Annotated in this window: 26 protein-coding genes; 21 read left to right on the plus strand and 5 right to left on the minus strand. The window is 55.0% G+C overall.

What is annotated here, in order from left to right; all coding sequences use genetic code 11:
• Positions 1-48 precede the first annotated feature (48 nt).
• The 3 genes from thiT to spoVM all read left to right on the plus strand — a co-directional run bounded on the left by thiT (position 49) and on the right by spoVM (position 1097).
• Complete coding sequence (gene thiT / locus DEP07_RS08335; RefSeq protein ID WP_122965089.1) at positions 49-609, plus strand: energy-coupled thiamine transporter ThiT; 561 nt, start codon at positions 49-51, stop codon at positions 607-609.
• Positions 610-855: 246 nt separating this feature from the next.
• The gene (locus DEP07_RS08340; RefSeq protein WP_173598027.1) at positions 856-993 is read left to right on the plus strand and encodes a hypothetical protein; all 138 of its coding nucleotides are present in this window, start codon (positions 856-858) and stop codon (positions 991-993) included.
• A 20-nt stretch (positions 994-1013) separates the two neighbouring features.
• Positions 1014-1097, plus strand: coding sequence for a stage V sporulation protein SpoVM (spoVM, locus tag DEP07_RS08345; protein ID WP_005831022.1), 84 nt, complete (start codon positions 1014-1016; stop codon positions 1095-1097).
• Between the two features lie 95 nt (positions 1098-1192).
• Here the strand turns inward: spoVM and rpmB are convergent, their stop codons facing one another.
• Positions 1193-1381: a 50S ribosomal protein L28 gene (gene rpmB, locus DEP07_RS08350; RefSeq protein ID WP_005831020.1), complete on the minus strand. Its 189-nt coding sequence runs from the start codon at positions 1379-1381 to the stop codon at positions 1193-1195.
• A gap of 245 nt (positions 1382-1626) precedes the next feature.
• On the opposite strand from rpmB, the gene DEP07_RS08355 reads away from it, so the two are divergent.
• The 7 genes from DEP07_RS08355 (at position 1627) to DEP07_RS08385 (ending at position 10148) form a co-directional block, all read left to right on the plus strand.
• The gene (locus tag DEP07_RS08355) at positions 1627-1992 is read left to right on the plus strand and encodes an Asp23/Gls24 family envelope stress response protein (protein ID WP_005831018.1); all 366 of its coding nucleotides are present in this window, start codon (positions 1627-1629) and stop codon (positions 1990-1992) included.
• A 13-nt stretch (positions 1993-2005) separates the two neighbouring features.
• Positions 2006-3715, plus strand: a complete 1710-nt coding sequence (locus DEP07_RS08360; RefSeq protein ID WP_287102362.1) for a DAK2 domain-containing protein — start codon at positions 2006-2008, stop codon at positions 3713-3715.
• A gap of 21 nt (positions 3716-3736) precedes the next feature.
• Positions 3737-4591 (plus strand): DegV family protein, encoded by an 855-nt coding sequence (locus tag DEP07_RS08365; protein ID WP_122965091.1) that lies wholly within the window; start codon positions 3737-3739, stop codon positions 4589-4591.
• 180 nt (positions 4592-4771) lie between these two features.
• Positions 4772-5434, plus strand: coding sequence for an L-serine ammonia-lyase, iron-sulfur-dependent subunit beta (sdaAB, locus tag DEP07_RS08370; protein ID WP_122965092.1), 663 nt, complete (start codon positions 4772-4774; stop codon positions 5432-5434).
• 54 nt (positions 5435-5488) lie between these two features.
• On the plus strand, positions 5489-6373 hold the full coding sequence (gene sdaAA / locus DEP07_RS08375) for an L-serine ammonia-lyase, iron-sulfur-dependent, subunit alpha (protein ID WP_122965093.1): 885 nt from the start codon (positions 5489-5491) through the stop codon (positions 6371-6373).
• A gap of 1 nt (position 6374) precedes the next feature.
• On the plus strand, positions 6375-8429 hold the full coding sequence (gene recG / locus DEP07_RS08380; RefSeq protein ID WP_063229860.1) for an ATP-dependent DNA helicase RecG: 2055 nt from the start codon (positions 6375-6377) through the stop codon (positions 8427-8429).
• Positions 8430-8588: 159 nt separating this feature from the next.
• The gene (locus tag DEP07_RS08385) at positions 8589-10148 is read left to right on the plus strand and encodes a hypothetical protein (protein WP_287102363.1); all 1560 of its coding nucleotides are present in this window, start codon (positions 8589-8591) and stop codon (positions 10146-10148) included.
• Between the two features lie 10 nt (positions 10149-10158).
• On the opposite strand, the gene DEP07_RS08390 is transcribed toward DEP07_RS08385, so the two are convergent.
• Both DEP07_RS08390 and DEP07_RS08395 read right to left on the minus strand, forming a co-directional pair.
• The gene (locus DEP07_RS08390; RefSeq protein ID WP_287102364.1) at positions 10159-10644 is read right to left on the minus strand and encodes a GNAT family N-acetyltransferase; all 486 of its coding nucleotides are present in this window, start codon (positions 10642-10644) and stop codon (positions 10159-10161) included.
• A gap of 21 nt (positions 10645-10665) precedes the next feature.
• Positions 10666-11037 (minus strand): VOC family protein, encoded by a 372-nt coding sequence (locus DEP07_RS08395; RefSeq protein WP_373926279.1) that lies wholly within the window; start codon positions 11035-11037, stop codon positions 10666-10668.
• 135 nt (positions 11038-11172) lie between these two features.
• Between DEP07_RS08395 and DEP07_RS08400 the strand changes: the two genes are divergently transcribed.
• The 11 genes from DEP07_RS08400 (at position 11173) to DEP07_RS08450 (ending at position 22962) form a co-directional block, all read left to right on the plus strand.
• Complete coding sequence (locus DEP07_RS08400) at positions 11173-12051, plus strand: AraC family transcriptional regulator (RefSeq protein WP_173599659.1); 879 nt, start codon at positions 11173-11175, stop codon at positions 12049-12051.
• A 162-nt stretch (positions 12052-12213) separates the two neighbouring features.
• The gene (locus tag DEP07_RS08405) at positions 12214-13455 is read left to right on the plus strand and encodes a DNA polymerase IV (protein ID WP_287102365.1); all 1242 of its coding nucleotides are present in this window, start codon (positions 12214-12216) and stop codon (positions 13453-13455) included.
• Positions 13452-13838 (plus strand): hypothetical protein, encoded by a 387-nt coding sequence (locus DEP07_RS08410; RefSeq protein WP_287102366.1) that lies wholly within the window; start codon positions 13452-13454, stop codon positions 13836-13838. The genes DEP07_RS08405 and DEP07_RS08410 overlap by 4 nt, the downstream gene beginning before the upstream one ends.
• Complete coding sequence (locus DEP07_RS08415; protein ID WP_122965098.1) at positions 13835-14185, plus strand: YolD-like family protein; 351 nt, start codon at positions 13835-13837, stop codon at positions 14183-14185. Before DEP07_RS08410 ends, DEP07_RS08415 begins: the two co-directional genes overlap by 4 nt.
• 272 nt (positions 14186-14457) lie before the next feature.
• The gene (locus DEP07_RS08420; protein WP_063229853.1) at positions 14458-14739 is read left to right on the plus strand and encodes a hypothetical protein; all 282 of its coding nucleotides are present in this window, start codon (positions 14458-14460) and stop codon (positions 14737-14739) included.
• A 173-nt stretch (positions 14740-14912) separates the two neighbouring features.
• Complete coding sequence (locus DEP07_RS08425; RefSeq protein ID WP_217021439.1) at positions 14913-15884, plus strand: helix-turn-helix transcriptional regulator; 972 nt, start codon at positions 14913-14915, stop codon at positions 15882-15884.
• 244 nt (positions 15885-16128) lie between these two features.
• Positions 16129-16728: an ECF transporter S component gene (locus DEP07_RS08430; protein WP_274874055.1), complete on the plus strand. Its 600-nt coding sequence runs from the start codon at positions 16129-16131 to the stop codon at positions 16726-16728.
• 3 nt (positions 16729-16731) lie between these two features.
• Positions 16732-18534, plus strand: a complete 1803-nt coding sequence (locus DEP07_RS08435; RefSeq protein WP_287102367.1) for an ABC transporter ATP-binding protein — start codon at positions 16732-16734, stop codon at positions 18532-18534.
• 3 nt (positions 18535-18537) lie between these two features.
• Positions 18538-19347, plus strand: a complete 810-nt coding sequence (locus DEP07_RS08440) for an energy-coupling factor transporter transmembrane component T family protein (protein WP_287102368.1) — start codon at positions 18538-18540, stop codon at positions 19345-19347.
• Between the two features lie 41 nt (positions 19348-19388).
• Positions 19389-21257, plus strand: coding sequence for an ABC transporter ATP-binding protein (locus DEP07_RS08445; protein ID WP_173598050.1), 1869 nt, complete (start codon positions 19389-19391; stop codon positions 21255-21257).
• Positions 21226-22962: an ABC transporter ATP-binding protein gene (locus tag DEP07_RS08450; RefSeq protein ID WP_217021431.1), complete on the plus strand. Its 1737-nt coding sequence runs from the start codon at positions 21226-21228 to the stop codon at positions 22960-22962. Before DEP07_RS08445 ends, DEP07_RS08450 begins: the two co-directional genes overlap by 32 nt.
• 51 nt (positions 22963-23013) lie before the next feature.
• Here DEP07_RS08450 and DEP07_RS08455 read toward each other — a convergent pair whose 3' ends face one another.
• Positions 23014-23460 (minus strand): NucA/NucB deoxyribonuclease domain-containing protein, encoded by a 447-nt coding sequence (locus tag DEP07_RS08455; protein WP_217021429.1) that lies wholly within the window; start codon positions 23458-23460, stop codon positions 23014-23016.
• A gap of 201 nt (positions 23461-23661) precedes the next feature.
• Positions 23662-24933, minus strand: coding sequence for an MFS transporter (locus tag DEP07_RS08460; protein WP_429827488.1), 1272 nt, complete (start codon positions 24931-24933; stop codon positions 23662-23664).
• Positions 24934-25106: the final 173 nt, after the last annotated feature.

Raw genomic sequence — 25106 nt, forward strand, 5'->3', positions numbered from 1 at the left:
AATCAGGTTGATTTGGAATGTTCATTAGGTTATAAGGAGTGAAGATAGTTGGATCGACAACGCTTGATCATCTTGCTGGAAATGGCGATGATGGCTGCGCTCGCTTTCGTGTTTAGCCAGATTAAAGTTTTTGAAATGCCGCAGGGCGGTTCTGTCTCGCTGGTCATGGTGCCGATTGCGCTGATCGCTGTCCGCCGCGGTTTGACCGCAGGCGTCGTGACGGGCACGCTCGTCGGATTGCTGCAGCTCATGCTGGGAAGCACGCTGGTGAACCCTGTGCAGGTGCTGCTGGATTATCCGCTGGCATTCGCCTTCCTGGGGTTGACGGGACTGGTTCGCTTGTCCCGCTATGAAAAGAAACAGCAACGGGTTGCCGTGCTCTGGGGCGGCTTGCTCATCGGCGTGCTCGGCCGCCTGGCTTGCCATTTTACTTCCGGCGTCATCTGGTTTGGGCAGTACGCGCCTGAAGGCATGAATGTGGCGCTGTACTCGTTTGTTTACAACATCACTTACCTCATTCCCGAAATGATCATCGCGGGAGTGGTCTTGTCAGTCGTGCTGGGCAGCGCTTCCCAACTGTTGTTCCCTGCGCGAGACAGAGTAGCTTAGTTGGACCTGCATAAATGGCACAGCGGATTCATAATGTAATCAGGCAGCAATCATGTTGCCTGATTTTTCATTTTGTCGTGGCGCGATTCCACGGGAGTTTTTGGTGGACATCGACATTTTCGCGTGGCAGGATACATGTTTATCCGACAGCAGAATATGATGTAATATGCACGTTTGGGAGAACACCTAAAGGAGGTGCACAATGAAATGGGATTGCGCTCCTATCGCCTGCGACAGGGGGGCGCCTTGCGACGTGTTCTCGGGGTTGCGTTGGCTGTCGGGGGAATCACCATTTTCCTGTACATGGCACCTCCGTGGGTTTGGTATAGCCTGTTGGCGGCGGCACTCATGGGGGCAGGCTGGTTTTTGTATCGTGGGAAGTAATTTCGGTGAGGAGGGGTAGCATGCGGTTTTACACCATCAAGTTGCCGAAGTTCCTGGGTGGCATGATTCGCGGCATCATCGAGGCATTCAACAAGAAAAAATGAAGACGCGGCCTCCTTCATGAAAAGATGGAAAAGGAACGTCGGAGAAATGCAAAAAAGCACCTCGAGGGTGCTTTTTTTCGCGTCGTTTAGAAAAACTATACGCGAGTTACGAGACCGGATTTCAGTGCTCGAGTGCTTACATAAACGCGCTTCGGTTTACCGTTAACGAGAATGCGCACTTTTTGTACGTTGACACCCCAAGTGCGGCGAGTTGCGCGCATGGAGTGGGAGCGAGCGTTTCCAGCTTTTGCAGATTTACCTGTTACAAAACAACGACGTGCCATTACAATCCACCTCCCTTGTTGCATCTAAACGGGATTTCCTTGATGGGAAATACAAATACTCGATTATATTAGCACATGATTGCTGTCAATTGCAATACTTGACAAGATGATTTGCCAGCTCTTTCTCATAGGGTTGGTAGGATCGACAAAACGCTTCATTTCTCACATCCGTTAGTGTAGAATTGAGGGAAGCATGGGTACGCTTACCTATGAGGCAAGCTGTTTAACAGAGGAGGAGTCCTTCAATGACAGTGGAAATGAGCACATCATTAGGAAAAATTGATGTTACAGAGGACGTAATTGCACGAATTGCCGGAGGCGCAGCCATGGAAGTTTTCGGGCTGGTGGGCATGGCTTCCCGCAAGGCGTTGAAAGATGGAATTGCCGAGCTTCTTGGCCGCGACAACCTGAGCAAAGGTGTCGTCGTGCACAATACGAACGGCGAAGTGGTTTTGGACATGCATATTATCGTCAGCTATGGCGTGAAAATTTCCGAGGTGGCAGGCAACGTGCAACGCCGCGTGAGATATACCTTGGAGCAAACGGTAGGCATCGACGTCACTGCCGTAAACATCTTCGTGCAGGGAGTTCGTACAGACAGAGATTCGTAAGGAGGAACATCAGTTGGTACATACGCATCTAGATGGCGTGCTGTTTAGCCGGATGGTTTACCTGGGGGCGAACCTATTATCCGACAACGTCAGAGTAGTAGATGGCTTGAACGTTTTTCCGGTGCCGGATGGCGATACGGGGACAAACATGAATTTGACTTTCACATCCGGTGTGGATGAGCTGAGACGCAAGGAATCTCCCCGCATCTCGGACAGTGCTGCTGCTCTGGCAAAAGGTCTTTTGATGGGAGCGCGGGGGAACTCCGGTGTCATTTTATCGCAGCTTTTCCGTGGCCTGAGCAAATCAGTCAATGGAAAAGACGAGGTGAACGCCCGTCAATTTGCCGATGCCTTGAAAGCAGGTGTGGACGCTGCGTACCAAGCAGTGATGAAGCCTGTGGAAGGCACGATTTTGACTGTTGCCCGCGAAGCGGCGGAGATGGCTGTGCGTGCAGCGCGCACGTCAGATGATATTGTCTCTGTAATGGAAAAAACGTACGAGCAGGCACAAGCTACGCTCTTGCGCACGCCAGAAATGCTGCCTGTACTCAAAGAGGTGGGCGTCGTCGATTCAGGCGGACAGGGCCTTCTGTTTATTTATGAAGGGTTCTTGCGCGCCCTGCGCGGCGAGGAATTTGCCGAGCGCGGAGAACAAGCCAAGCCGTCCGTGCGCCCGGAAGAGCTGGACAAGCTGATTTCCGAACAGCACAATGCACAAGTCCATCTGAAAACGGAGGACATCAAGCACGGCTACTGCACGGAATTTATGGTTCATGTCACACATAGCACAGAGCCGAACAAAAAGCCGTTTTCCGAGCTGTTGTTCCGCGGTCATCTGGATACGATGGGCGACTCGCTCCTGGTAGTTTCCGACGACGAAATCGTCAAAGTACATATTCATGCAGAGCATCCGGGCCAAGTGTTGCAATACGCGCAACAGTTCGGAAGCCTGCACCGGATCAAAATCGAAAACATGCGCGAGCAGCATGCGAACATACTCAAAGCGGAAGAGGGCAAAAGCGAGGCGAAGGCGGCAGAGCCAGCTGTCCAGCCTGCGAGTGAACAGCTCCCTTACGGATTGATTGCAGTCGCTGCGGGCGAAGGCATCGCCAAAATTTTGCGCAGCATGGGTGTGCATGTCGTGGTCGAGGGCGGCCAGACGATGAACCCGAGCACAGAAGATTTCATGAAAGCTGTCGCAGGACTGTCTGCCCAGCACATCATCATATTGCCAAACAACAGCAACATCATTATGGCGGCACAACAGGCTGCCGCACTCGCAGAGGTTCCGGTTACTGTCGTGCCGACGAAGAGCGTTCCGCAAGGTTTGGCGGCGGTGCTCGCTTTCCACGCAGACGCCGAGCCTTCCGTGAACGCATCCGCGATGGAAAAAGCCATCTCCCAGGTAAAGACGGGAATGGTGACGCATGCGGTTCGCGATACGCAAATGGGTGAAGTCACGATCAAGGAAGGCGACTTCATCGGCTTGGAAGAAAAAGAAATCGTCACGGCTGGACCAGAGCTTTTGGAGTGCGCCAAGACGCTGCTTCTGGGGATGGTGGACGAAGAGACGGAAATCGTCACCGTGTTCCTGGGAGAAGGAGCGACAGAAGAGCACGCCGAAGCGTTGCAGGAAGCTGTGGCAGACGCATACCCGGATGCGGAAGTGGAGATTCAGCCTGGCGGACAGCCGCTGTATCCCTTCATTTTTTCCGTGGAGTAACGAGGAGAGGAGCACGCCAGAATGCCAGTTGTGATTCTTACTGACAGCGCGTCCGACATCGACGCGTCTGTAAGGCAGTCGCTCGGTATCGTGACCGTTCCGTTGAAGGTCATGTTTGGCTCGGAGACGTATTTGGACGGAGTGACGATCTCTTCATCCGAGTTTTTTGAAAAGCTGAAGCAGTCTCATGCTTTGCCGACTACTTCGCAGCCATCGCCGCTTGAGTTTGCCGAGGCGTACAAAGCCATCCGGGAAGAGTACGGAAGCGATGTACAAATCATTGCCATTCTTCTGTCCGGTTCCTTGTCCGGCACGTATCAGTCCGCGATGATCGCGAAGTCCATGCTCGACGAAAACATCGATATTACCGTAATCGATTCGCGCAAAGCGTCGTTCGTGCACGGAATGATTTGCGTGGAAGCGGCCAAGGATGCGAAAGCGGGAAAAGGCAAGGAACAAATCCTCGATGCGATCGACCGCTATCTCGATTCCGTGCAAGTGTACTTTATCGTAGATACGCTGGAGTTTTTGCAAAAAGGCGGCCGGATTGGCCGAGCTTCGGCTGTCATCGGTTCTTTGCTCAATATCAAACCGATTTTGACGCTCGACCCGGCAGGCTACGTGGCTGCTTTTGACAAAGTGCGCGGCACGAAAAAAGCGCTCAACCGCGTGCTGGAAGCCTTGCAAGAGTATGCGCAGGGCCAGCCTGTAAGAGTCGCGATTCTCCACAGCAGTGCCCACGAGCAAGCAAGCGAGCTGTTGGAGCGGGTGAAAAACGAGTTCCAGGTAAGCGAGTCACACCTGGAGCAAATCGGCCCGGTAATCGGCACACATACAGGCCCAGGGCTTCTGGGCGTCGTGATGGTCAAGCAATAAAAAGTCAAAGTGAATCAGATGAGAGAAAGCCTCCCGGTGGATGGGAGGCTTTTTACGCGAGTGAAGCGGCGAGGGCGATGACAGCACACGCTACACTTTCCCATGTGGCGCTTTGACAGCCTGTAGGATACAATGAGAGTGAATCTTGTTGAACCCCTTGTCATTCAGGAGGAGAACCGGTTGAAGTATAAAAGCGTATTTGATATCATCGGCCCCATCATGGTTGGACCATCGAGTTCCCATACAGCTGGCGCGGCCCGGATTGGCCGGGTGGCTCGCAAGCTGTTCGGACGTCAGCCACAGCGGGCAGACATTACTTTTTACGGCTCATTCGCGAAAACCTATCAGGGACACGGCTCCGATGTGGCGACCGTTGCAGGGATTCTCGACTTCGATACATCCGATCTGCGCTTGAAAAATTCGCTCCTGCTTGCAGAAAAAGCCGGGATGGAAGTCGCGCTGACTACCTCCGACGTTTTGACGGAGCACCCGAACACGGCGCGGATCAAGCTGTCTGACGATCAGCACCAGGTTGAACTGGTAGGCGTATCGATTGGCGGCGGAAAAATCGAGGTGCTGGAACTGAACGGCTTTTCGTTTCAGCTCGGTTTCGACACGCCGACGTTGCTCGTTTTGCACGAAGACCGCTTCGGCATGATTGCCGCTGTAGCGAAAGTGCTCACGCAGCACCGGATCAATGTCGGATTCATGGAAGTGTCCCGACACGAACGCGGCTCCCGCGCCTTGATGGCGATTGAGACAGACTCGACGGTTTCCGCAGAAGTGCTGGAGGAAATTCGTCAGATTCCCCATATTTTTGATGTTTCCCTGCTCTCGCTCTAGCCAACATCCGAGCCAAAGCACGAATAGCAGGATCAGAGGAGTGAAATCAACCAGATGTTTCGTAATGTAGCTGAACTGGTAGAATTGGCCGAATCGCAAGGGAAACCGATCTCCCAGGTGATGATCGAAGCGGAAATGGAAGTTTCCCAGCGTACAAAAGAGGCGATCATGCAAGACATGTACGCCAATCTCGATGTGATGGAAAAAGCAGTGCGCCGCGGCCTTACGGAAGATATCCGCTCCCATAGCGGACTCACGGGCGGCGATGCGAAAAAACTGCAAGAATATATGAAGAACAAGCCTTTCTTGTCCGGCCCGACTCTGCTCAACGCCGTGTCGATGTCGGTAGCGGTCAACGAGGTGAACGCAGCGATGGGAACGATCGTAGCGACACCGACAGCGGGTGCCTGTGGGATTGTGCCGGGAACACTGTTTGCCGTCTCAGACAAGCTGCAACCAACCCGCGAGCAGATGGTCAACTACTTGTTCACGGCTGGAGCGATCGGCTATTGCATCGCCAACAATGCGTTTATTTCCGGTGCGGCGGGCGGCTGTCAGGCAGAAGTAGGCTCGGCGACCGCGATGGCAGCGGCTGCGATTGTGGAGATGGCAGGCGGCACCCCGGAAGAATCGGCGCAGGCAGTGGCGATTGCCTTGAAAAATATGCTCGGTCTGGTTTGTGACCCCGTAGCCGGACTGGTAGAAGTGCCGTGTGTCAAACGAAATGCGATGGGAGCGGCGATTGCGACAGTCGCAGCGGACATGGCGATGGCGGGAATCAAGAGCGTGATTCCGACAGATGAAGTCATTGATGCGATGTACCGGATCGGCTGCTCCATGCCGACTGCCTTGAAGGAAACCGCGCAGGGCGGATTGGCAGCAACCCAGACAGGCCGTATGATCGAAGCGAAAGTGTTCGGCGTACGGATGGAGAAGTAAAATGGCTGGGGCTTATCAGTCACCCGTCTCCCTTTTGCACGGGGTAGGGGAGGAACGGGCGAAGGCATTTGCGGGACTCGGGATTCACAGCATCGGCGATTTGCTGGAGTATTTCCCTTCCCGCTACGAAGATTACCGCGTGCGCGATTTGACAGAAGTAAAAGACGGAGAGAGGGTCACGCTGGCAGGTACGGTGTACGGCGAACCCTCTGTTCGTTTTTATGGAAAAAGAAAATCGCGCCTCTCTGTCAAGCTGGTGATGGATCGGGTGGTCGTGACGGCTGTCTGGTTCAACCAGACGTTTGTCAAAACGAGACTGTCGCCCGGGAAGGAAATTCTCGTGACGGGCAAATGGGACAAGCACAAGCTCCAGATTACGGTCAGCGAGATGACAGAGGTAGACTCGGAGCGAGCGGCGAAACGAGGCGAGCTGTCTCCGGTCTATCCGCTCGGCGGAGATATGACTACGACGCTGCTGCGCAAATCGATCCAGCAGGCGCTGCGGCAATACGGCAAGGAAATCCCGGAAATTTTGCCGCCAGACATCGTGGAGCGCTATCGGCTGATGCCGCGCGTCGAAGCGTTTCACTCGATCCACTTTCCGGAAAATGCGGAAGTGGGACGTCAGGCGCGCCGCCGGATCATGTTTGAAGAGCTGTTTTTGTTCCAGTTGAAAATACAGACGCTTCGCCGCATCAATCGGCAGCAGTCGGAAGGTGTGGCTCTTTCCATTCCGATGGACGAAGTGCGGCAGTTTGTCAAAGGGCTGCCTTTTCCGCTGACAGACGCGCAAAAGCGGGTTGTCAAAGAAATATTGGACGACATGCTTGCGCCTCACGCGATGAACCGGCTGTTGCAAGGTGACGTAGGCTCGGGGAAAACGGTAGTGGCGGCCATCGCGCTGTTCGCTGCCGTGAAAGCCGGCTATCAGGGCGCCTTGATGGTGCCGACCGAGATTCTCGCCGAGCAGCATGTGCAGTCGCTGACGAAGCTGTTGTCAGACTTCGGCATCGAGGTGGCACTGCTGTCGGGATCGTTGACAGCCAAGCGCAGACGCGAAGTCATCGGCTCGCTGCAAATGGGGCTGATCGATGTCGTCGTCGGGACGCATGCGCTCATCCAGGAGGACGTGTTTTTCTCGCGCCTCGGCCTGGTCATTACGGACGAGCAGCACCGCTTCGGCGTAGAGCAGCGGCGCATTTTGCGCAACAAAGGACTGACTCCCGACGTCTTGTTCATGACGGCTACGCCGATTCCCCGGACGTTGGCGATTACGGCGTTTGGCGATATGGACGTTTCGACGATCGACCAGATGCCGGCAGGCCGCAAGCCGATTGAGACAACGTGGAAAAAGCACGACCAGTTTCCGGCCGTCCTGGAGCAGATGCGCGATGAATTGCGAAAAGGACGCCAGGCGTACGTCATTTGTCCGCTCATTGAAGAGTCGGAAAAGCTCGATGTGCAAAATGCAATCGACGTCCACGCCCAGCTCACCCATGTCTTCCCGGAATTTGGCGTCGGGCTGATGCACGGTCGCTTGCCTGCCAAGGAAAAGGATGCGGTGATGCAAGCTTTTCTCGCAGCGGAGCACGCCGTTCTCGTTTCGACTACGGTCGTCGAGGTCGGGGTCAACGTGCCGAATGCGACGTACATGGTCATTTACGATGCCGAGCGCTTCGGGCTTGCCCAGCTGCACCAGTTGCGCGGTCGGGTCGGTCGCGGTTCGGAGCAATCGTACTGCGTCTTGATCGCCGATCCGAAATCCGAGATCGGCAAAGAGCGGATGCGCGTCATGTGCGAGACGACGGACGGCTTTGAGCTGTCGCAGCGCGATTTGGAATTGCGCGGACCGGGTGACTTTTTCGGCACGAAGCAGAGCGGATTGCCGGAATTTAAGGTCGCGGATTTGCTTGCCGACTACAAAGCGTTGGAAGTCGCCAGACAGGAAACCGCGAGACTCGTGGCCGAGGACGCTTTTTGGCGGGAGCCAGCTCATCAGTGGCTGCGCGATTACTTGCAGCGTGAAGGCGTGCTGGATGGCATCGTCTTTGATTAAAAATGGAAAGCAAGAGTCTTCTTTTGCACGTTTGTGTGCGGGGGAGGCTCTTTTTTTGGTGATAAAACGATTTTTTTCAGGAAAAAAATGTGACGAAATGGCAAGGATAAACGTCTTATCTTCACGGATAAAAATTTACTGGGGAGAGAGGCGAATTTTGTGTTTTTGCGAAATCTTCGGGGAATGAGCATCGCGTTGGGCTTCTCTTTGATCATCATGACGGGTTGCAGCATGGCCGCAGCCTCTTCGGCACAAAAACAAACGGGCACAAATCCAGCAACAGGCGCTTCGTCCGGCAAAGCCGCACCATCGGGCACGACACCGAAGGCAGCGGATGACTGGAAGCAAAAGGAGCGCCCTTACGATTATGCAAGCATGAAAGCAGATGTGGTCATTCAATTAGATGAGGACACGCGGTTGCAGTCGCCGCTGCGCACGGTAGTCGGACCGACTCCGCAGTCGTACACGCTCTTTTTCCGGGAGGAGATGGACCGGGGAAGCGTGGAGACGACGATTCGCAAGCACGCGAAAGAAGAGGCGGCGAGAGAAGGTTTGGGGTTCATTGAACCGACGTTTGCTTTTCAATGGTTGAACAACCGTCAGTTGCAAGTGCTGGTAACTCTTCCTGCTACCGCCGGAAAAGAGCGGGATTGGACGGAATACGTTCTGAGTGCCGGGGGAGCCAAATCGACAAAAGGCACGGTGATTGGTGCAGCGAATGCTTTTCACGCTGTTGTGCTTGCGCCTTCGCAAATTTGGCGAATCTCTGTCGACGGCAAAGTGCGCGAGAAGCTGACTGACTTTTCCGTCATGACCAATATGAAGTTTTTGGACCGCGAGCAACGGTACGTGCTGCAGAGCCGTTTCACGAAATATTGCGAGTGCGACGCCCGGTATCCGATGCTCTATTCGATTTACGATACAAAAACAAAGGAACGCACCCTTTACCCAGTGGAGCTTGCGGACAACTATCGTGGAGCGGGCGATTTCATCGCAGATCGTCGGGGCTTCTTCTACGCACAGCCGGATAAAGGAATCACTGTTCCGCCAAGCGACAGCGCCGTTCGCGTTCAGGTACAAGGGTACGTGCATGGTGCGAGCTTCAGCTACGATCAGAAACAGTTGCTGATGGCAGTGGGGAAAGCCGAGCAGAAAAAAGACCTCGATCTCGTTGTGTTTGATCTGGAAAAGGGAACGGAAAAGCGCATTCCTGGAGCGATCAAGGGATGGGTGCCTACGAGCGAGTCCAACGGGGAGATTTTGCCTGTCGCCTTCCAGGACGATGGCCGCTACGCCACGTTCGCGATGAGAAGCGAAGAATCAGGCTTTGAGGAAATACGTCTGCGCTATGAGTGGAAGAGCGGCAAGGTCATCGCATGGACACCGCCTGTTCCGGCTGATTCCTGGTCCGGGTATGTGCAGTCGACGGATGGCGCGTATCAAATGTACTGGAATGCAGGTCTGTTCAAAGGCAACGTGCCGCTGATGGACATGCGCGGCGATGGTCTCTGGCTGCCGGGCACGCACCGTTTTTTGTTTACGGAATGGGAAAAAGCCGCGCAGGAAACCGACTTGAAGCAATCGCTGTACTTGTTTGACGCCGATACAAAAGGACAGTCCGTGCTCGTGTCGGGCCTTCCTGCGGGTCTTTCCATCCTGGGAGCAAGCGCGGATGGCAAATGGTTGTACGTGATGACGGACCGAACGCTTGCTCCTTAAATCGCGATCATCACGATTCGTATTCGTCGGCAAGCATGGACAGGACAAGCAAAGATTCGTACGTATCTCCGGTCTTCAGGCAGTCGCGCAACGTTCCTTCCACGCGAAAGCCTTCGGAAAGGTAGAGCGTGCGGGCGACGTCGTTTGTTTCCTTGACGTCCAGCCAAAGGCGGTGGGCTTTTCGTTCCTGAAAAGCCCATTGCTTGATTTGGCGCAAGATGCTGCGGCCGTAGCCTTGACCTTTGACTGCGATCGTAATGCGTTTCAGCTCAATTGAATCATGCGGATTGGCCAGCCCGGCGATGATGACGTAGCCTACGGGGTGGCCTGTTTCTGCTTTTTCAGCGATCATGTGCAAAACATCGGGATCATTGAGAGCTTCCCGATGCCGTTCTTCGCTCCAGACGACGAGAAAAGGGGCGTTTTCGGGTGCTTGCTCCACATCGCAAACGAACGGGAGGTCTGTTGGCACGGTAAGGCGCAGGCGGATCGTCACAGTCGGTTTCCCCTTTCTTTGTCAGCATTTGGCTGCCATCAGCAGATTGCCATCCGGGTCTTTGAACGTGAACCAGTGTCCGTGCTGGATCGGACCGACCAGCTCCACCCCCAACTCTTCCAGGTAACGATAGGAGGCTTCGATGTCCGTCGTGTTGAAGTGAAAGAGCGGAGCATCATCAGGGGTGCGTTTGGGAAAAATTTTGCTGTCCAGCACCAGGTTGGAGCCGTTGTTCATCGGGATGCAATAGAGGTGTCCAAACGAAATCTCGCCGTCATTCGGCAGTCCCAACAGCTGGCAGTACCAGTCGCGCGCACGCTCAATATCGCTGACGGCGATGAAAATGGCTCCGATCTCGGAGTGCAACGGAGAAGGAGAAGTGGTCATGGGCATGATTCGCTTCCTTTCGGTACGGTATGGGAATCGGGATGCTACATGTAGCGAAGCCACCCTGCATCATCGGGCACGAAATGTCGGATCGCTTCGCGGTATGTCTGTTACTCTTTGGTGGAGAGGGAGGTCATGTTGATGGATATGCTGCAAAAATGGAACGAAGCTCTGGACTACATCGAGGAAAATCTGGCTGGCGAGATTGATGTCAAGCAGGCCGCACGCGTGGCTTGCTGCTCGGAATACCACTTCAAAAGGATGTTCTCCTCTCTGGCTGGCATTCCGCTTTCCGAGTACATCCGGCGCAGGCGCATCACACTGGCTGCTTTCGAGCTGAAAGACGAGCGGGTGAGAGTCATTGATGTCGCCATCAAGTACGGGTACAGCTCGCCAGATTCGTTTGCCCGCGCCTTCGTGCACATGCACGGGGTAACGCCCACCGAAGCGAGAGCCAGCGGCCAGTCGCTGAAAGCTTATCCGCGCATGACCTTCCATCTGTCTATCAAAGGAGGCAGTGTCATGAACTATCGTATAGAAGAGAAAGCGGGATTTCGCATCGTTGGCTTGCAGAAACGGGTTCCGTTGATGTACAACGGGGTGAATCCCGAGATTGCTGCGATGTGGGCCTCGCTGGATGCTGAAAAAATCGAGCTGCTCAAATCTTTGTCCAATACCGAGCCTGTAGGATTGTTGAGCGCATCCACGAATTTTTCCGAAAAGCGGTTGAATCAGGGCGAGCACGGAGAGCTGGATCATTACATCGGCGTGGCCACGACAAAGGAATGTCCAGAGCACTTCGCGAAGCTCGAAGTGGCGGCCTCTACCTGGGCGGTATTTGAAGCCGTAGGACCTTTTCCCGATACGCTGCAAGACGTCTGGGGCCGCATTTATGCCGAGTGGTTTCTCTCTTCCGGCTACGAGCTGGCGGAAGGTCCCGAACTGCTGTGGAATGCCGACAAGGATACGACTTCGCCGACATTTCGCAGCGAGATTTGGATTCCTGTTGTCAAAAAATAACATCCTCGTATCAGATTCGCACACGCTTGCCGAAACACCTGCTGGCGTGTGCGTTTCTTTTGCAGAAATAATTACCAATGTTTTTTTCGGCGGGTCAGGTATAAAAACGAACATACGTTTGCTATAATAAGAACATAAGTTCTTGTTTAGGGGATGATGGTGATGCCCAATGCGAACAAACCGTGCGTCTTCTTGATCGACATGGAGAGCTTTTACGCCAGTATTGAAAAAGGGGCCAATCCGGCCTTGCGCAATCAGCCGATTGTGGTCGCAGGAGATCCGCAGCGGCGAAGCGGAGTAGTGCTGGCAGCCTGTCCGATTGCGAAGTCGTACGGCGTGATTACGGCAGAAGCACTGTGGCAGGCGCAGCAAAAATGCCGCAAGCTCGTAGTCGTGCGTCCGCGCATGGAGATGTACCTCCGGATTTCCATGCACATTACCGCGATATTCGAATCGTTTACCGACAAGGTGGAGCCGTATTCGGTTGATGAGCAGTTTCTCGATGTGACCGGGAGCCTTCACTTGTTCGGCGACCCGTTGCAGCTGGCAGCGCAGATTCAAAAACGGGTCTGGGCGGATACGGGCATCCGCTGCCGGGTAGGAATCGGGGAGAACAAGGTACTCGCGAAAATGGCCTGTGACAACTTCGCCAAAAAGCGGAAGGACGGCATCTTTTGGCTGAAACGCGAGGAGCTGGAAGAGACGCTCTGGAAGCTTCCGGTAGAGAAAATGTTCGGCGTAGGCTCGCGGATGAAGCGGCATTTTCATCGGATGGGCATTTACCAGATCGGTCAGCTCGCGAAGCTCTCGCCAGATGTGCTTACCCGCCACTGGGGAGTGAACGGCGAAGTGCTGTGGCGTACGGCGCATGGCCTCGACGACTCGCCTGTCTCCCTCGATGTGTACGGCACGCAAAAAGGGATCGGCCATCATATGACGCTGCCGCGCGATTATCATACGGCCAAAGACATCAAGGTCGTGCTGCTGGAGCTGTGCGAAGAAGTATGCAGGCGGGCCCGCAAAAAGGAGTTGATGGGTTCCGTCGTGTCGGTTGGCTGTCGCGGGGCGAACTTGTCGGCAGGAGAAGGCTTTGTCCGACAGATGAAGCTGGCAGAAGCGACGAATGATGCCATGGAGCTGTACGAGGCAGCCTGCCGGTTGTTTGATCGCCATTGGCAGCAGACGCCTGTGCGCAGTATCGGGATCAACCTGGAGCAGCTGATTTCCGATCATGCCGTGCAGCTAAATTTGTTCACAGACAACCACAAACGCCGTTCGCTCGCCCGGACGATCGACGAGATTCGGACACGGTTTGGCCCAGATGCGATTTTGCGGGCAGCCTCTGTCACGGAGGCTGGTCAGGCGAAAGAACGCGCGCGCAAGATCGGGGGGCACTACAAGTGACGACTCCGCTGGCAACAGAAGAAGAGTACGAGCTTGTCCGGCAGTACATTTTGTTCGGCATTTTGTTTCAGGCTGTCATGGTCGATTGGAGCCGACTTCAGCTTGTGCCGTTAAAGCTCTCTTACCAGGCCATGATCGATGGGGCTTTTCAGGAGCTGTCGCGCTGGGCTGAGCGGCAGCAGCAGCAAATGCGCCGCCTTTTGCAGCAGCGCGACTGCACAGTAGTCCGCGCCAGGCGCGAGGGGCACGTGTACATGGTGCACTACCAGCAGCGCGGATATGTACGGGAAGCCCGGTACACCATTGAAATTTTGCAGGCAGAGTGTCAGGAGCTGATCGATTGGTGGATGCGAAATCAGCAGCGAGGAGAGAAGAGAGCATGAGAGAAAAGCGCGTATCCAAAAAAGAGAATGTGTTTGTAGCCAGCCGATTTGTCCTCCCGGAACATCGGGAAATGTATTTGCGCGCCAAGGAAGAGGAGCAGAAGTACGTGCCGCCCGAGCTTGACCAGGAGCAGCTGGGAGCGATGAGCGAGCTGATCTGGCAAGGATTTCAGGCGAACAACCTCTTGAAGCTGACATACTTTGACGGACGCGAGCCGCGGCACTTGTCTGCCCACGTCATACATATCGATCAGGCGGCCCGGCGATTGAAGCTCAAGACAGGCGACGGGTTTCACTGGTTGTCTTTTGCGTGTTTGCTGCAAGTAGAACTGGCTTCGGGTTTTTGAGCGGGAAATGCAGGAAGAACAGGGGCACGAGGATTCAGAAAATGGACAAAAATAGGCCCCTTTTTGCAAAGCAAGTGGCAAAAAACAGCGTGCCGCGCTGAAACGATGTGTGTAAAGAAGCAGTGAGATTCCTGAAACGAAAAGCGGTCAAAAACAACCGTTTTTCGTCTTTTTTTGGCTTAAACGCTTTTTGCCAGAACAGGATGTTTCCCTGTATTGTTAGGATATCATTTGAAGCAGATAACTGCTGGATAGAACAAAGGAGATTTTACATGCTAGCACAAGAAATGGGTGTCATGTTCACCAAGCACGCCGATCAAATTACTTCCAAGCGTTGGGGGGAATTTATTCAGCAATTGGAGGAAAAAGGCTTGTATGTGCTCATCGAGACGGACACGATCGGACGAGTAATGAGCCCTTTGGGCGGATTGATGCCCATGCCCTGCAAGAGCGAGACGCTCCACATTGTGACAGCAGAAGAGCTGGAGCAACGCGGTCTGCCGCTCGGTCACCACATCGTGACGAAACCAAAAGAAAAAGCAACCACTGCCTAAGCGCAATCGAACGGACAAAACCTTTTCAGCCTTGGAAACAAGAGGCAGAAAAGGTTTTTTTGTGTGATTATCAATTGATAATGAAAATCAAAATCAATATAATAAAGAAAAATGTGGCAGGCAATGCGTACCAATCGTTTGACATAGAAGAGGGGCAAAAAGGGATGAGGAACATGCATATTCAAGCGGAGTTTTCCGAGTTTACCGAGTACAATCAAGTGATCACGGACCAGCTGGAATGGGCCCGCTCAGAGGAAATCGACGGGATGGAGCGGTTGCACGATCTGCCGCCGCACTATGGGGAAGGGTACCATCGGCATGTGGCGGTGCGCGAGGGACTGAGGCTCGATTACAGCAACATGTATTTGCACCAAACTTTTTCGATGGAGACGAAAATGAAGTACCCTCATCTGGAGCTGGCTTTCAATATCGAGAGCGGAGCGAACTGGACCGTGAATGGCGGGCAGCAGGAGTTTTGCTCACAGACAGGAAGCGCTCAGCTGATTTACATGAACGATCTGACGTGCCATGCCCAGATGCCGAAGCATGAGCGAATTTCCCATCTGGAGCTGAGCTTTGACTACAGGCTGTGGAGCCAACTGCTGGAAGCGATGAACGCGTGCCCCGAGCAGTCGTTTGCGAGGCTGGAAACGACGATCACCCCTGGGATGACGCACATTATCGAGCAGGTGATCAGCAATCCGTATCGGGGAACGATCAAGAAGCTGTTTATAGAAGGCAAGGCCATGGAGCTGTTGGCGCTGTTTCTGCAGGAGGCGGAGCTGGAAAAGGAACAGCGGATTTCGCTGAAGGCAGATGACGTCAAAAGCATCCACGAAGCGAAAAACATCCTGCTAAAGACGCTGGATCATCCGCCAAGCCTGATACATCTGGCGAGAAAAGTCGGGATCAACGACTACAAGCTGAAAATCGGGTTCAAGGAAGTGTTCGGAACGACGGTGTTCGGCTTCGTGCGGCAGCAGCGGCTGGAAAAAGCCAAGCTTTTGCTGGAGAGAGAGCGGGTTAGCGTCAGCGAGGCGGCATTGCTCGTAGGCTACAGCAACTTCAGCCACTTTGCCTCGCTGTTCCGCAAAACGTACGGGGTGAATCCTAGCTTGTACGGCAAGCGGCTGGAAAAACCGTAAAAGCAACAAAACAGTCACAACCGTTTTGTTGACCGCAAGCGGCCACATCCCATTTCATGAAAAACGGCGAGACATTTTTCATCGCAAAAAAGACGTTCAATCGCGAGCGTCTTTTTTTGTTGCGGGCATTTTCTCCCTCTAGGGGCAGTCTCTCTCCGCGAAATGGCGGTAAAGAGGCTGCCCCTCGCTCTATGATAAAGAAGGAACAGCAAAAGAGAGAAGCAGACACAGGAGAGGTGAAAAAATGAAAGCAGGCTTGGAGAACGCTGGCCGAGTACAACGGGCTTGGAGAACGAAAGACTTGCTGATGGCCGGGCTTTTGGGAGTGGTTTTTGCCATCGTCATTATCGGGGTCAATTACGTGTATATGCTGGCCACTTCGCTTACGGGTCCGATTTATTCCCGTGTCCTTATCGGTTTTTACATGATGCCGGGCTTTATGGCGCTCTATCTTATCCGCAAACCGGGAGCAGGCGTGCTGGCTGAACTGGTAACGGGTCTGGTAATGATTCCGTTCACCTCCTACGGCTGGATGATGCTGATCGGGCAAGCGATCAACGGATTGTATTGCGAGCTGCCTTATGCCGTTGCACGCTATCGGACGTACAGCGGACGGTTTATGTTGACAGCCGCCGCCGTAACAGGCGCGCTGGCAGTCCTGAGCGAGTACCCGCTGACAGGCTATGCGAACCTGTCATTTGGATCACAGGTCGGCTTGTTCGCGGTGACGGCTGTCAGTTGCGCCTTGGTTGCATGGCTCTCCCGCGCTTTGTGCCATTCGCTGATGCAGGCAGGCTTGCTGACGGACTATCGTGCGAGCCTCGCGAACAAAGCAGGGCGATAGCTGATGGATAACGGTGTTTTGGATGTGCGGAATGTCTGTTTCGGCTACGATGCCGCCGAACAGCCTGTCCTGACTAACGTGACATTCCGTGTACAAACAGGCGAGCTGCTGCTCATCATGGGGGCATCAGGGGCGGGCAAAAGCACGCTCGCCCTCACCTTGAACGGATTAATCCCGCACGCCGTCCAGGGGAGCTATGAGGGCGATGTGCGGATAGCAGGGCGAAGCACGAGCGAGGCAACCGTAGGGGAACTGGCGATGCATGTCGGGATGGTGTTTCAAGACCCGGAAGCGCAACTGGTTGCTTTTACGGTGGAGGATGAGGTCGCTTTCGGTCTGGAAAATCTTTGTCTGGACCGCGAAGAGATGGAGCGGCGCATCACGCAATCGCTGGCAGAAGTAGGACTTTCTGATCAGCGCAAAAAGGCAGTGGAGCACCTGTCCGGCGGGCAAAAGCAGCGGCTCGCGATTGCCTCTGTGCTGGCGATGCAGCCGCAAGTGATCGTGCTGGATGAACCGACAGCGCTGCTCGATCCGGCAGGCCGCGCAGAAGTGTTCGCCGTCATTGAGCGATTGAAGCAAGGCGGGCGACAGGCGCTCGTTCTCGTGGAGCACCATCTGGACGAATGCATCGGATTGGCCGATCGTGTGCTTGTGCTCGGCAAGACAGGAGAGGTAAGCGCCGAAGGGGAAGCGCGACGCGTCTTTTCCGAAAGCTATGAGCGGCTCTGCGAAGAGGGCGTCTTTTTGCCGGAGACGGTGCGGCTCAGCAAAGAGTTGGGGCTGTCGCCCGTCGCGCTCTGTGCGGATGAAGTGGCGGAACAGATCGGAAAAAGGCTGGGCAACGGCTTTGCTTTTGGCAGCCTGATCCAAGAGAAAAGCTGGTCGGAGGGCGCTCGGCCCGCTGTGTGCGCTGAGCAAACGGCAGACGCTGGACGCTCCGCATCGCCCGAAGACGAAGCAGGCGTCCCGCTGCTTGCGATCAGGGAAGGAATGCTGTCCCTCGCCGCTTCGGGCGTGCTGCAAAAATCAGTGGGAGCGCTGACCATCTCCAGTGGCGAGCTGTTGGCCATCGCGGGAGCAAACGGCGCCGGGAAGACGACGTTGGCTTTGCACTTGATGGGGCTGTTGCCCGCCCACAAAGGAGCGCTCTTTTTGTCCGGCAAAGACATGACAGGGCTATCGATGGCCGAACTGGTGCGAAACATCGGGTTTGTTTTTCAAAACCCCGAGCATCAGTTTGTGGCGGAGACAGCAGAAAGGGAGCTTGTCGTCGGCATGCCGGAACGGGATGAAGAGCAAGCCCGTGTGCAGGCCCAGTCTCTGTTGCAGCGGTTTGGTCTTGCCTCTGCTGCCGGGCGCAGTCCGTACCAGTTGAGCCAGGGAGAGAAGCGGCGGCTCAGTGTTGCGACGATGCTGACAGAGGAGCGCAAAGTGCTGATCCTCGATGAGCCGACTTTTGGCCAGGATCAAAAAAATGCCAGAGAGATCATGCAGATGCTGCAAAGCCTGCAACGCGAAGGAGTGGCGATTGTCTTGATCACGCACGCGCTCTGGCTGCTTGCGGAGTATGCCGATCGGGTAGCTGTGCTGGCAAAAGGGAAGCTCGTCTTCCACGGCACGGCAGACCGTTTGTTTTCGCAGCCGGAGCTTTTGAAACAGGCGAGCTTGCGTCTGCCACCAGCAGCAGAAATGGCGCAAAAGCTGTCCGTGTACGATCCGAGCTTGGCCGGGATTGCGACTTACGAAAATGTGCGAGCAGGCTGCCTGCGATTGCTGGGCGAGCGGACGGGGGTGGAGGCGTAAAAGATGAGCGAGAATCAGTGTGTCCCGGGAGCTTCCGCTTCGTATTTGCATCGTCTCAATCCACTGTCCAAGCTGGTAGCGACGCTGCCTGTGACTGTTTTTTTAACGCTGGTGACAAATGTGTGGACGCCCGTCGCCTTTATCGTGGCAAGCGCCTTGCTGACGGTTTGGCTCGGGCGCGTCCAGCTGTTTTCCTACATGAAAAAAATCGTCGTGCTGCTCCCGTTTCTGATCGGTTTTCTCCTCACGTATCCATTCATGATCGACAGCGCAGCCGGGGGCAACCAGCCAGGCTCGCAGGCAGGCTTGTTGCTCGGATTGACTACGGGACTTCGGCTGCTTTCGCTGTATGCAGTCATGCTATTGTTTGCACTGACGACCGAGACGCCTGATTTCGTGCGGGCGCTGGTGCAAAATTGGCGAGTGAATGACCGGATCGGATACGCCGTGCTGGCGATTTTGCGGTTTGTGCCGGATATGCAGCGGCAGCATCGGACGATTCGCTGGGCGCGTCAAGTGAGAGGCTTGAATGAAAAAGCGAGAAAAAGTCGGTTGTCTTACGGGGAGAGAGTGAGAGGGACGACGCTTCCGCTGTTGGTCACGGCGATCCGGCAGGCAGAGCGGATGGCTTTGTCTATGGATGCGCGCGGGTTTGCAGTCCATCCGCGGCGCACTTACTATCGGGCAAGCGTGTTCCAGCGGGAAGACTGGCAGTTTGTCCTGCTGTTCTGGCTTTTGTCGGGGCTGTTGGTTGCAGGCTTGGCTTTTGCTGGTTTGCTTGGGGAAATCTCGTTTCTCAAAATGTTTGCCTAACGCTTGGTGGTCTAGAAAGCATGGAAAGGGAGGGAAGAGGAATGAGCGAGAAAAAAGGCGTGCTCCGACTGCTGGAGATTGCGGATGAGAAGCGGAGCTTGCTGATCGTTTCGGCCATTTTGTCGTCGTTGAGCGCCATCTGCATGCTTGTGCCTTACGCATCTGTCTATTTTATTTTGCAGGAGCTGCTGCTGCATGCCTCGTCTGTGGCCGATGCAGACGGGGCGTACATGATTCGCTGGGGCGTGATTGCCCTGTTCGGACTGGTGGGAAGCCTCATTCTGATGTACGCGGGAGGGATGGTATCGCACATTGCCGCTTTTCGGATTTTGTACGGCTTGCGTGTGAAGCTGGCTTCCCATATCGGCCGTTTGCCGCTTGGCTGGCTGAGTGGCACGTCGACGGGGGCAGTCAAGAAAACGCTGGAGCAAAACGTGGAAAAAGTCGAGACGTTCATCGCCCACCAATTGCCCGATTTGGTTCAGGTGGTCGTGACGATTGTCGTCATGGTCGGCGTCATGTTTTACTTGAACGTGTGGCTGGCGCTCGCCTGCGTAGTGCCGATCGTGCTGGCTCTTTTGGTGCAGGTGCTGTCGTTTCAAGGGACGCGGACGAAAGAGAACATCAAAAAATATTACGACTCGCTGGAGCGGATGAACGGTTCCGCCGTGCAGTACGTACGCGGCATGCCCGCGATCAAAGTATTTGGGCAAACCGTCCACTCTTTTCGCCAGTTTTACGCGGACATGATTTCGTACCGCGATTATTGTGTCAAGCATACGCGTGATTTTCAAAATGGATATTTGACGTTCAAGGTCATTTTAGGCTCGTTCGTCGCTTTCATCCTCCCTGTGGGGGTTTTTCTGTTGAGCAGCGATCCGCACAATGTGGCGTTCGCGTCTGTCCTGCTGTTTTTCCTCGTGATGGCGCCGGGGGTGTCCGCCCCGATGTTCAAAATTATGTTTTTGACTTCGACGCTGCGCGACATTGGAGAAGGGGTAGAGCGGATGGATCGGATTTTTGCCGAACAGCCTGTTGCCGAGCCGCTCGCTTCCAAACAGCCGCAGCATTTTGACGTCGCGTTTGACGACGTTTCGTTCGCCTATGCAAGCGCAACCGCAACAGAAGGCACAGAGGGCGCACAGGCACAGCAAGGAAAAGAAGCCCTTTCGCATGTGTCTTTTCTGGCGCGGCACGGGCAGGTGACCGCACTCGTCGGCCCGTCGGGAGCAGGCAAGTCGACGGTAGCCAATCTCATTCCCCGCTTCTGGGATGTGCAGGAAGGCGCCATTCGCATTGGCGACATGGACATTCGCGATCTGTCCAGCACCGATTTGATGAACACAGTGGCCTTTGTGTTCCAGGAGACGTTTTTGTTCTATGACACGGTGTACAACAACATCGCGGTAGGATTGCCCGATGCTGCGCCCGAAGCGGTCTATGCGGCAGCGAAGGCCGCGCAGTGCCACCAGTTTATTCTAAACCTTCCGCAAGGCTACGATACGCTGATCGGCGAAGGCGGGGTCTATTTGTCAGGGGGAGAGGAGCAGCGCGTGGCCGTGGCGCGGGCGATTTTGAAAAATGCTCCGATTCTCGTCCTCGATGAAGCGACAGCTTTTGCCGATCCCGAGAACGAATACGAAATGCAGCTGGCCTTGGCCGAACTGGTGAAAGGCAAGACCGTGATCGTCATTGCCCATCGCCTGTCCACGATCCGGGAAGCCGACCAGATTCTCGTCATGCAAGGCGGCAAATTGGTCGAGCAGGGAAAACACGAGGCGCTGCTACAGCAAAACGGCTTGTACGCCCGGATGTGGTCGGCGTACACCGATGCGCAAAACTGGCAGATCGGAAAAGAGAGAGGGAGGTTGGCTGCCGATGAGCACGTTAAGCAATATAACAGCCGGTAAACCCCGCGCATTGCTAAAGCCTGTCTTTTACACGACGATTGCGAACCTTGCCAGCATTGTGCCGTTTGTCTTGCTGGTAGAGGCGGCGCGCTTGATTTTTGAACCGTTTGTGCACCCGGACGCACCGCTGAACACAGGGCGTTTATGGTGGATATGCGCATGGCTGATCGCGTCTCTGGTGCTGCTGTTTCTGACGGAAATGCCCGCCTACCGGGCGCAGTTCGGCGGCGCATACAGCGTGGCAGCAGAAGGGCGGGCCAGACTTGCGGAGCATTTGCGCAAGCTGTCGCTCGGTTATTTGAACAAGCGGGACCCCGGCGACTTGGCGAATATGATGATGGGCGATTTTGCGATGGTCGAGCACGGGATATCCCACCTCGTCCCGCAAATGATCGGGGCGCTGATCATGCCGGTCATTGCCATCGTCGGGCTGTCTTTCATCGATTGGCGGATGGCGCTCGCCTTGTTTGCCGCATTTCCTGTCGCGATCATGCTCGTTTTGCTCACGTCTGGCATTCAGCGCAAGCTCGGCGCCCAGCATATGCGGGCCAAAATTGATGCCGCGAACCGCTTGCAGGAATATTTGAACGGCATTCGCGTCATCAAAGCGTACAATTTGACAGGCGAGCGTTTCGTGCGGCTGGAGAAGTCTTTTCGCGAGTTTATGAGGCAGAGCATCCGCATCGAAGGCTTGCTCGGGCCGATCGTGCTGGCGGCCATCGCCTGCATTCGGGCGGGTCTGACGCTCATGGTAATCGCTGGCACGTATTTGCTGGCTGGGGGCAACCTCGATTTGATCACGTTTGTCATGTTTCTTTTGGTAGGAACAAGAATTTTCGATCCGCTGACCACGGCGCTCGTCAATTACGCAGAATTTCGTTATCACGAGCAGGCCGGCGAGCGGATCGTCGATTTGCTGGCTGAACCGACGATGCCGGGCGAGCTGCATCCGCCGGACGAAAACGATGTGACGCTCGATCACGTATCATTCGGATACAACGAAAAGCTGGCGCTCGACAACGTCAGCATGCACATGCCGACAGGATCGTTTACCGCTTTGGTCGGGCCGTCCGGCAGCGGAAAAAGCACCGTGCTCCGCCTGATTGCCAGATTTTACGACCCGACCAGCGGGCAAGTGCTGCTCGGACAACAGCCGCTTGCAAAAATGGACCCGGAAGCGTTGTTGTCCCGCATCTCGATGGTCTTTCAAGATGTGTATCTGTTTCAGGACACGATCGCCAACAACATTCGCTTCGGCAAAAGGGACGCGACACAAAAAGAAATCGAAGCGGCAGCCAGGCAGGCGTGCTGCCACGAGTTTATCATGCAGCTGCCAAACGGCTACGAGACGATGGTGGGAGAGGGAGGAAGCACGTTGTCCGGCGGGGAGAAGCAGCGCATATCCATCGCCCGGGCCATGCTGAAAAATGCGCCGATCGTCCTTTTGGATGAGGCGACCGCTTCCCTCGATCCGGAAAACGAAGCGCACATTCAGCAAGCGATCGACAGGCTGATTCAAGGCCGGACGGTCATCGCAATTGCCCATCGCTTGAAAACGATCCGCCACGCTGACCAAATTTATGTGCTGGATCAAGGCCGTGTCGTGGAAGCAGGCAAGCACGACGAGCTGATTGCCCGCCACGGACTGTATGCGAAGCTGTGGGGATTGCAGCAGCAAACAAGCGGCTGGCACATTTCCTCGTAACGCGTTGTGACGAAAAACCCCGTCTGGCCGATGCGCCAAGCGGGGTTTTTTCTAGCGGGCAGGCTGATCGCCGATGACGATTTGCACGCGCGTGCCATCCGGGTACTTTTCGAGCTGGTTGGCAATCCACGAACCTGCCCCGCGGTTGTCGGAAGGGGAAATATAAGCGATATCTGCTCCCTTGCCGCCTTCCTTGCACATTGCCATCGGCCATTCGTCGCGATCGTAGCCGCGTTTGGTCGGGATGCCGCGCAAGGAATCTTCGCGGTGCTTGTCCGCCGATTTGCGGTCGATGGTACAGACAGCAGACTGGCCTTTTTCGATGGCGGAGCGAATGTGCTCTGCCGTCTCGGGATAGCGCTCGCGGGGAAAGGTCAGAACGACATCGGCTTGCACAGACGTGTTTGTGGTCTGGCTGTTCTGTTGCTCGGTTAACAGACTGAACAATCCGATCCCGATCAAAAAAGCGAGGGTGAACAAAATTCGTTTGATTCGCACGTTGCTCTCCTTGGTCCGTTTTTGCGACAATCGCTGGTTCGCCGCATGGGAAAAGGGCAGTTCATCCACGGGCGATAACCGCGGAGATCAACTGCCCTTTGGTTCATTATACCAATCTAGGACAAGCGTGCTAAGAAAAAACTTTTGCGAAACATGCCGCTGCGTACTTCTCTGTTGTCCGGCTGGCCCCGACCTGGCCTGCTAAGTTCGGCTTTGTTTGGCATCGTCTGTGCCCGGTCCGGGAAACAGGCTTTTCATGCACAGCCAGGCGAGCACAGGCCCGGTTCCAATCGCGAACACCAGCCAGTTTAACGTCGAGGCCGAGACGCTGATCGCGGTGACGAGCAGGAACAGCGAAATGCCGACCAGCCGACCGACATCCAGGGCAAATTCGCGCAGGACGACGTACTCCACCCGGTTTTTCGCGCTCTGTTCATTCGTGCCGATCAAATCAAAAACAGTCGAGATCATCGGCATCGAAAAAAGCGGATAGGCGAGCGAGACGACGATCCCGAAAGCGAGCAGTGTCGTATAGCTGACCTGCCAGAAAAACAGGAGCAAGATGCCGGACATCATGACCGCGCCTGTGAGCATGCCCCATTTGCGGTAGCGCGGGGCGTACCATTTGGCCGCCACATAGTAGCTGAGCAGCCCGACGGCCGAGGTAATCAGCCAGAAATTCCCCAGCGTCATTTCGCTTTTCGTGGCGATGTAGACAAACAGCCCGATGATGAAGCCAAACACGCCTTCGCGCATGCCTTGTGCGGCGAGAGCGGCGGCAGCGAGACGCCACTTAGGTTCCTCGCGCAGACAGCGGAAGGAAAAGCCCCAGGAGTACGTTCCTTCCGACTGGCGCTTTTTCAGAAAAAAGCTGATGATGCCGCCGACGACGAACAAAGCGAGCGAGAGGGCGAAGATCAGTCTGTAGCCATTGTTTCCGGGGAGACGGGAGATCAGCCAGCCTGACAGCCAGGGAGCGAGCATGCCGCCTACGGAAGCCAACAGTCCTGCCCAGCCATTGAAGCGGTCGCGGTTGTCTGGCCCGGTAATTTCAAAGTAAACGACGTTGAACGCAAGCCAAAAAAAGCCGACCGCCATCCCCTGAACCAGCCCGAGCCAGACGGCGTACGACACAGCCTGCGGGCCAGCGAGGAGCACAAGCAAGTAAAAAAGCGCCGACCCGGCCATCCCCGCGCGCAGGATGTTCATTTTGTTGAACTGCTTGACGTACGCGCCAGCGAGCCAAAAGGTCAGGGCGCCAGCCAAATGGGTAGCAAATGTAAACCAGGCGATGGGCGCAAACTGACTTTTCACCTTCCACAAATAAACGTTCACGAACGTACCGGAGAGAGCGCCGGCAGCGATGAACAATCCATTCACCAACAACAAAAGCCGAGCCTGGTTGTCCAGTTCGCCGGGCTTGGGAGATTTCGGAGCAGCGGAGCCAGGCGCTTTTGAAGAGATGCTGTTCATCGCCGGAAAAAAGGCAGGAAGGCGGTTCTTCGTTTTTTGCTGCATACGATCACCCCGCTTCAAAAATAAGAGTTGAACATAACGTACCCTTCCTGGCGGGCTTTCAACAGGAATCGGCGAAAGTACCGTTTTTTTCCTTGCGTTTCCGTCATCGGCGAAGTTTTTTTCAGAAT

It is taken from the genome of Brevibacillus sp. (genome assembly GCF_003521185.1).
GTDB lineage: Bacteria > Bacillota > Bacilli > Brevibacillales > Brevibacillaceae > Brevibacillus > Brevibacillus parabrevis.